Genomic DNA, 1,037 nt, shown 5'->3' with positions numbered 1-1,037 from the left:
GCCGTCAATGCCAATCTACTGGGTACCAGTGGCACGGATGCGTTTGTGCTGCAATCCGATGGGGATGTTGAGGTTTATAACCTGAGCATTAGCGGCATGTCCGTCGTAGACGGCAATGGCGGTGACGACAGTCTGGACGCCAGCGCCTACAGCGATGGTCTGGCCCTGACCGGCACCGATAACCAAGTAACGGCGGGCTCCCTGACCTTTGATGGCATTGTCAGTGCAATTACCGCAGCGCTGACAGGTACCAGTGGCGATGACGCCTTCGTCATTACTGGCGACAACGCGCTGGATGTTGCAGACATTAGCTTTAGTGAGCTGAGTAGCGTCGATGCAGGCACCGGTACGGATAGCGTTGCGGCACTGGGCGTCGTAACCCTGACAGGAGTCGACAACGAAGCCTCTACAAGCTTGATTGACTTTAGCGGTATCAACAGTGTTTCCGGTGGCAGCCTCGAGGGTTCTGCAAATGCAGATACCTTCGTGGTAATCAGTAATAGCAATGTCACTGCGAACAACATTAGCTTTACTGGTTTTGGCAGTACGATCGATGCCAAAGGCGGCACTGACAGCGTCACTGGCGCTGATGGCGCCGACTGGACCTTAACCGGTACCAACAAAGAAGCTATTAACAGTGGTATTACCTTCTCGGAAGTAGAGTCCCTCACCGCCGTCAACGCCAATCTACTGGGTACCAGTGGCACGGATGCATTTGTGCTGCAATCCGATGGTGATGTAGAGGCTTATGACCTGAGCATTAGCGGTATGTCCTCCGTGGATGGCAATGGCGGTGACGACAGCCTGGACGCCAGCGCCTATAGCGATGGCCTGGCCCTGACCGGCAGCAATAACCAAGTAACGGCGGGCTCCCTGACCTTTGATGGCATCGTCAGTGCGGTCACCGCAGCGCTGACAGGTACCAGTGGCGATGACGCCTTCGTCATTACTGGCGACAACGCGCTGGATGTTGCAGACATTAGCTTTAGTGAGCTGAGTAGCGTCGATGCAGGCACCGGTACGGATAGCGTTGCGGC

At 55.6% G+C, this 1,037-nt stretch carries 1 protein-coding gene; it reads left to right on the top strand.

The features are described from left to right. Positions 1 to 1,037 (top strand): hypothetical protein (locus LC073_RS21500; protein WP_226649684.1); only part of this gene is annotated, 1,037 nt, incomplete at both ends.

It is taken from the genome of Microbulbifer variabilis (genome assembly GCF_020524905.1).
GTDB lineage: Bacteria > Pseudomonadota > Gammaproteobacteria > Pseudomonadales > Cellvibrionaceae > Microbulbifer > Microbulbifer variabilis_A.
Note: the sequence above shows the minus strand (reverse complement) of the source record. Positions and strands in the feature narration are given on the sequence as shown.